This is a genomic window from Streptomyces sp. NPDC002306 (assembly GCF_053593435.1).
This window is the reverse complement of sequence record NZ_JBSFCK010000040.1, coordinates 40,205-46,636: the sequence shown is the minus strand read 5'-3', so window position 1 is coordinate 46,636 and position 6,432 is coordinate 40,205. Positions and strand designations below refer to the sequence as shown.

The 6,432-nt window shown below is 72.9% G+C and carries 5 protein-coding genes; 2 read left to right on the top strand and 3 right to left on the bottom strand.

The genetic code is table 11. The features are described 5' to 3' along the window. Together ACWCQK_RS36160 and ACWCQK_RS36155 are read right to left on the bottom strand one after the other, a co-directional pair. Positions 1-701: maltotransferase domain-containing protein (locus tag ACWCQK_RS36160; RefSeq protein ID WP_451162488.1), on the bottom strand; the 701-nt coding region annotated here is incomplete at its 3' end. A gap of 287 nt (positions 702-988) precedes the next feature. After that, positions 989-2,191 (bottom strand): S8 family peptidase, encoded by a 1,203-nt coding sequence (locus tag ACWCQK_RS36155; RefSeq protein WP_451162486.1) that lies wholly within the window; start codon positions 2,189-2,191, stop codon positions 989-991. A 401-nt stretch (positions 2,192-2,592) separates the two neighbouring features. Between ACWCQK_RS36155 and glgP the strand changes: the two genes are divergently transcribed. Both glgP and ACWCQK_RS36145 read left to right on the top strand, forming a co-directional pair. Next, on the top strand, positions 2,593-5,211 hold the full coding sequence (gene glgP, locus ACWCQK_RS36150) for an alpha-glucan family phosphorylase (protein WP_451162484.1): 2,619 nt from the start codon (positions 2,593-2,595) through the stop codon (positions 5,209-5,211). A 201-nt stretch (positions 5,212-5,412) separates the two neighbouring features. After that, positions 5,413-5,763 carry a hypothetical protein gene (locus ACWCQK_RS36145; RefSeq protein WP_451162482.1) on the top strand — a complete coding sequence of 117 codons (351 nt, stop codon included), beginning with the start codon at positions 5,413-5,415 and terminating at the stop codon, positions 5,761-5,763. An 86-nt stretch (positions 5,764-5,849) separates the two neighbouring features. Here ACWCQK_RS36145 and ACWCQK_RS36140 read toward each other — a convergent pair whose 3' ends face one another. Beyond that, positions 5,850-6,362: a DUF1990 family protein gene (locus ACWCQK_RS36140; RefSeq protein ID WP_451162480.1), complete on the bottom strand. Its 513-nt coding sequence runs from the start codon at positions 6,360-6,362 to the stop codon at positions 5,850-5,852. Between the last annotated feature and the right edge of the window lie 70 nt (positions 6,363-6,432).

The window sequence follows — 6,432 nt, the reverse complement described above, 5'->3', positions numbered from 1 at the left end:
AGGGCCCGTTCGCGTTCCACCAGCAGCGGCAACGGCGCGGAGGCGGTGAGCAGTTCACGTACCGGGTGACGGGCCAGGACCTCGTCGACCTCCGGCGTCAGCGCCGCCGCCAGCCGGGACGCGGCCGGGCGCTTCTCGTCGCGGAGCGCGGCCACGGCGGCCCGCAGGACGGACCGCCTCCCGGCGCCCTTCGGCACCGCGGCGAGCGCCCGCTCGTACAGCCGCGCGCCCTCCTCCAGGACCAGGCCGGTGTCGATCCCGGCCGGAATCTTGATGCGCGCGTGGTGCCGCCAGGTGGTGACGGGGTCGGACCACGCCTCCACGGTGAAGGTCCAGTGGCCGGGTGCGCCCGCGGTGACGGTCGCCCCCCAGCGGTCGGTGCCCGGGGCGAGTTCACGCATCGGCGTGCGCGGACCGGCCCGGCCCTCGGGGTCCTTCAGCACGACGTCGGCGGCGACGGCGTCATGACCCTCGCGGAACACGGTGGCCGAGATCTCGAACGACTCGCCGGTCACGGCCTTGGCGGGCCGGCGCCCGAGCTGGACCATCGGCCGGACGTCCAGAACGGGTATGCGCCCGACGGCTGTCACGTCGCCCGCGGAGGGTGGCTCCGGGGCCGGCGGACCGACGTCCGCGGGGCGCACGGGAGGTGCGTCGGTACGGGGTGTCGGGGGTGCTGACGAGTGGTGCGTGGCGGGCATGACCGCTCCTGTCCGCGTCAACGTGGGTGGGCGGATGGCTGTGGGGAGGTGAGTCCTGCGGTGGTCCGTCCGGGGGGTCTGACCGCATGGTCCACCTGCGTGGTGTACCCGAGGGTGTACCGAGGAAGCCTTCCCAACTTATTCGAGTGGGCAATCCGGCACTTTGTTAACTACTCACGCGTATGTCTACACACAAGACCGGCCCCGTTCGAGAGGAACGGGACCGGTGTCCGGACTCTGCCACGACGAGCCCGGGACTCTGCCAGGACCGGTCCCGGACTCTGTCGTCAAGTGGCCGGAACCTGAAGGATTCTGTCCGGCGAACCGGGCCCCCGGCCGGACACCCTGCCGTCCGCCGCCTGTGCCACCAGCGCCCTGGCGACCTGCGCGGGGGTGGCCCTGGGACGGCCGGCCAGGTAGAGCGCGGCCGCGCCCGCGGCGTGCGGCGCCGCCATCGACGTACCGGAGTAGGTCGCCGTGGCGGTGTCGCTCGCGCGGGACGCCGACGTGATCGACACGCCGGGCGCGAACAGGTCGAGCGCCGAACCGTAGTTGGAGAAGGGCGCGCGGGCGTCCTTCCGGTCGGTCGCGCCGACCGTGACGGCCTGCGTCACGTCCGCGGGCGAGTACAGGGCGGCCGCGAGACCGTCGTTGCCCGCCGCGATGGTGTACGTGACGCCGGAGGCGATGGAGGCGCGCACGGCCGCGTCCAGCTGGGCGTTGTGGGTGCCGCCCAGGCTGAGGTTGGCGACCGCGGGTTTGCGCGCGTTCCGGGTGACCCAGTCGATGCCCGCGATGACCTGGGCCGTGGTGCCGGCCCCCGCGTCGTCGAGCACCCGTACGGCGACCACCCTGGCCTTCTTGGCGACGCCGTAGGAGGTGCCCGCGACGGTCCCGGCGATGTGCGTGCCGTGGCCGTTGCCGTCCGCCGCCGTGCGGTCGCCGTCCACGAAGTCCCAGCCGTAGCTCGCGCGTCCGCCGAAGTCCCGGTGCGTGATCCGGATGCCGGTGTCGATGACGTACACCGTCACCCCGGCCCCCGCCGACCGCGGCGAGGTGTAGCTCCGGTCCAGCGACGGGTCCGGCCGGTCGATGCGGTCCAGGCCCCAGGACGGCGGGTTCTTCTGGGTGCGCTCCAGACTCACCCGGGTGTCCTGGACGACCGAGGCGACACGGGGGTCCGCCGCGAGACGTCTCGCCTGTCTCTCGTCGGCCCGGACGGCGTAGCCGTTCAGGACCGTGCCGTAGGTATGACTGATTCTCACCCCGTACGTGGCGGCGAGGTCCTGGCCGGCCGCCGACGGAGCCTTCGTTCCCCCCTTCAGTGCCACCAGGTAGCTTCCGCTGACGGAGCCGGGCTCGCCGGCGCCTGCTATGCGCCCCTCCGGGGCGGCGTACGCGGGCGGCGTGCCGGCCGAAAGCACCGCGGCCGTGGTGACCGCGGTCAGGCCCGCCGCCCAGCGCAGACGCCGGGTACGCGTCCGTGCCATGGTCCGAGTTCCCCTCCTCGACTCGGCGCACGGCGGCCACCACGCCCGGGTACCGCGACGCCGGTGGCCGGTACGCCAAAGGCAGCCTTTCGCGCGGAGCCCCTCACCACAAGAGCGCCTCGGGGCGCGGAATCGGTCACGGGGCGCCGTCATGCGGTCATGCCGGCCTGCCGTCCACGCCGGCCTGCCGTCCACGCCGTCACGCCGTCACGCCGTCACGCCGTAAGGCCCGTACGGCGTCACACGACGTGCGGGGCCACTCGTCCGGCGCAGCCGGGGCGGTGAGTGCCGCCGGTGTCCCTCGGGTCGGCCCCGCCGGTACCGGCCCAGCGACTACCGTCGACGGTGACGACGAGGCGCACACCGCCGTGCGCCTCTCCTTACGCACGCCGAGGTGGAATGTGAAGGCGATCCGTCGATTCACCGTCCGTCCCGTTCTCCCCGAATCCCTGCGGCCGCTCAGTGATCTGGCCCGTAACCTGCGCTGGTCCTGGCATGCGGAGACTCGTGACCTCTTCCAGTCGGTCGACCCCGAGTGCTGGGCCGCCGCCGGCGGCGACCCGGTGCGCCTGCTGGGCAGTGTGCCGCCCGCGCGGCTCGCGGCGCTGGCCGGCGACCGCCGCTTCCTGCGCCGTCTGCGGGCGGCCGCCGACGATCTGAACGACTATGTGACCGGTGACCGCTGGTACCAGACGCAGTCCGCGGAACTTCCCGCCGCCGTCGCCTACTTCTCACCCGAGTTCGGCGTCACGGCCGCCCTGCCCCAGTACTCCGGCGGCCTCGGCATCCTCGCCGGTGACCACCTCAAGGCGGCCAGCGACCTCGGGGTCCCCCTCATCGGGGTCGGGCTGCTCTACCGGCACGGCTACTTCCGCCAGACCCTCTCCCGGGACGGCTGGCAACAGGAGCACTACCCGGTGCTCGATCCCCACGAGCTGCCGGTCGCCCAGCTGAAGGAGGCCGACGGCACCGCGGCGCAGGTCTCCCTCGCCCTGCCGGGCGGCAGGTCGCTGCGCGCCCGGATCTGGCTGGCGCAGGTCGGCCGGGTACCGCTGCTGATGCTCGACTCGGACGTCGAGGAGAACGACCTCGGCGAACGCGGTGTGACCGACCGGCTCTACGGAGGCGGCAGCGAGCACCGGCTGCTCCAGGAGATGCTCCTCGGTATAGGAGGTGTCCGGGCGGTACGCACGTACTGCCGTCTGACCGGCCACCCCGAGCCGGAGGTGTTCCACACCAACGAGGGGCACGCGGGCTTCCTCGGTCTGGAGCGCATCGCGGAGCTGGGCGAGCGGGGGCTGGACTTCGACGCGGCCCTGGAGGCGGTCCGCGCGGGGACGGTGTTCACCACCCACACGCCCGTGCCGGCCGGTATCGACCGCTTCGACCGCGAGCTGATCGCCCGCCACTTCGGCGCCGAGGCCGAACTCCCGCGCATCGACGTCGAGCGGGTCCTGCGGCTCGGCATGGAGACCTATCCGGGCGGCGAGCCCAACCTCTTCAACATGGCCGTGATGGGACTGCGCCTGGCCCAGCGCGCCAACGGCGTGTCGCTGCTGCACGGGCAGGTCAGCCGGGGGATGTTCGCCGGCCTGTGGCCGGGATTCGACCCCGAGGAGGTGCCGATCACCTCCGTGACGAACGGGGTGCACGCCCCGACCTGGGTCGCCCCCGAGGTGCTGCGGCTGGGCGCCCGCCAGATCGGTGCCCAGCGCGCCGAGGACGCGCTGACCGTCGGCGGCTCCGAGCGCTGGGACGCGGTCGGCGACATCCCGGACCAGGAGGTCTGGGACCTGCGCCGGAACCTGCGCGAGCAGCTGGTGGTGGAGGTGCGCGAACGGCTGCACGCCTCGTGGCGGCAGCGCGGTGCCGGTGCGGCCGAACTCGGCTGGATCGACGGGGTGCTCGACCCGGACGTCCTCACCATCGGCTTCGCCCGCCGGGTCCCGTCGTACAAGCGGCTGACGCTGATGCTGCGCGACCGCGACCGTCTGATGGACCTGCTCCTGCACCCCGAACACCCCATCCAGATCGTGGTGGCGGGCAAGGCGCATCCGGCGGACGACGGCGGCAAGCGGCTCGTGCAGGAACTGGTGCGGTTCGCCGACGACCCGCGGGTGCGCCACCGGATCGTGTTCCTGCCGGACTACGGCATGGCGATGGCGCAGAAGCTCTACCCGGGCTGCGACATCTGGCTCAACAACCCGCTGCGCCCGCTGGAGGCGTGCGGTACCTCCGGCATGAAGGCGGCCCTGAACGGCTGCCTCAACCTCTCCGTCCTGGACGGCTGGTGGGACGAGTGGTTCCAGCCCGACTTCGGCTGGGCGATCCCCACGGCGGACGGCTCCGGCACGGACCCCGACCACCGTGACGACATCGAGGCGGCCGCCCTCTACGACCTCCTCGAACAACGGGTGGCACCCCGCTTCTACGAGCGGGGCCAGCACGGTCTGCCCGACCGCTGGATCGAGATGGTCCGCCAGACGCTCACCCTGCTCGGCCCGAAGGTGCTGGCGGGCCGCATGGTCCGCGAGTACGTCGACCGCCTGTACACCCCCGCCTCCCACGCCCACCGCGCGATGACCCCGGCCGCCGCCGGTGAACTCGCCGCCTGGAAGGCCCGGGTGCGCTCCGCCTGGCACGAGGTGACCGTCGACCACGTGGAGACGGCCTCCGCCACGGCCACCGCCGAACTCGGGACCACGCTCGTCCTGCGGGTGCGCGTCGGCCTGGGCGGCCTCGGCCCCGACGACGTCGAGGTGCAGGCGGTCTCGGGCCGCGTGAACTCCGAGGACCGGATCACGGACGCGGCGACGGTCCCGCTGAAGCCGACGGGCGGTCCCGACCTCGAGGGCCGATGGGTCTACGAGGGCCCGCTGTCCCTGGACCGCACGGGGCCCTACGGATACACGGTACGCATCCTCCCGAACCACCGACTCCTCGCCTCCGGCGCGGAGCTGGGACTGCTGGCGGTCCCTTCGGAGGAGCTGGCGGAGGAGGCGGGAGTGGTGATGCGGTAGCCGGCTCGACCCACCGGACACCGCGAATCCCACCGGACGCCCGTCGGCGCGTGGCGTGGGAGAACTGCTCGGCGCTCCGCAGATCGCCGGGCCGCTCACTTCGCCACCGCCGCGAGGCGGTGGCGAAGTGTGTGCGACGAGCGGTGTCAGGTCGTCCGTGGCCGGCGCGGCGAGATCGACCTGGGAAGCGGTGAAGTTCTGGTGAGTCCGCAGACGTTCAAGGGGTTCAACGCCAAGGTCACGCTGTACGAGGACCGGGTCGAGATCAAGCGGGCCCTGACCGCCAGGGTCGGCGGTGCGAGGGACTGCGTCGTCGTCCTCGCCGATCTCGTCCAGCCGCTGTCCAAGGCGCCCACACCGATCATCAACGGGTATGTGTTCCTGGCGACGGACCCGGACCCGGCCCACCTGAGCCACTGGGCCGACGCCCCGAAGACGAGGATCGGCGGGCAGCCGCAGGCGATTCTCTTCACGTGGTTCCAGCGCTCGGCCCAGGCGGAGTTCCTCGCCGCCCTGGACACGGCCTGGCGCGCGCTGCGGCCTCGGGGCTGAGAGCGAGGGAACGCCCGACACCGGGAACGGTGACATGAACGTGGCCCCGGCCGGGGTGAGCCCCCGGCCGGGGCCGCGTTCGTGGATCAGGACTCGTCGGCGTCCGCGCACAACCGCTTCAGCACCACCCCGCACCGCCGTGCGTAGGCGTGCTGCAATCCCCGTGTGGCCGCGCCGCCCGCGCGGGCGTACCACTTCGCGGGGCGGCTGAAGGCGGAGACGGTGAGCCAGACCGTGCCGTCGCCGGTGCGGTCGACGACGAAGGACTCCTCGCCGCTCTCGGGGTGGCCGGGGAGCGTGCCGTAGGCCCAGCCGGCGCGGCGGTGGTCCTCGACCGTCCAGACCACGCGGCAGGGCGCCTTTATCAGGCCGGCGAGCGTGACGGTGACGTCGACGTCGGGGGCCGCGCGGTCGGCTTCGGTGTCGATGCCGACGCCCATCGCGCGGTGCATCTCCCAGGTGAGGACGGACTCGGCGGCCCGGCGGAAGAGTTCCTCGCCCTCGCCGAGCCGGGTGCGGACGTGCAGGGGGTGGAAGCCGGGGGGACAGAAACCGGCGTTCTCGCGGGTCGCGCCGACGTCCGCGTACGTGAAGGACATGGGAAGCAAGGGTAGGGCGGTACCCGGAACGTCCGCGTCCCGGGTACCGCCCTTGTCCGCTGCCCTCGGG

Coding starts and splice junctions, on each gene's coding strand:
- ACWCQK_RS36155 (WP_451162486.1), bottom strand. CDS start 2,191: ATGGCACGGACGCGTACCCGGCGTCTGCGCTGGGCGGCGGGCCTGACC.
- ACWCQK_RS36140 (WP_451162480.1), bottom strand. CDS start 6,362: ATGTCCTTCACGTACGCGGACGTCGGCGCGACCCGCGAGAACGCCGGT.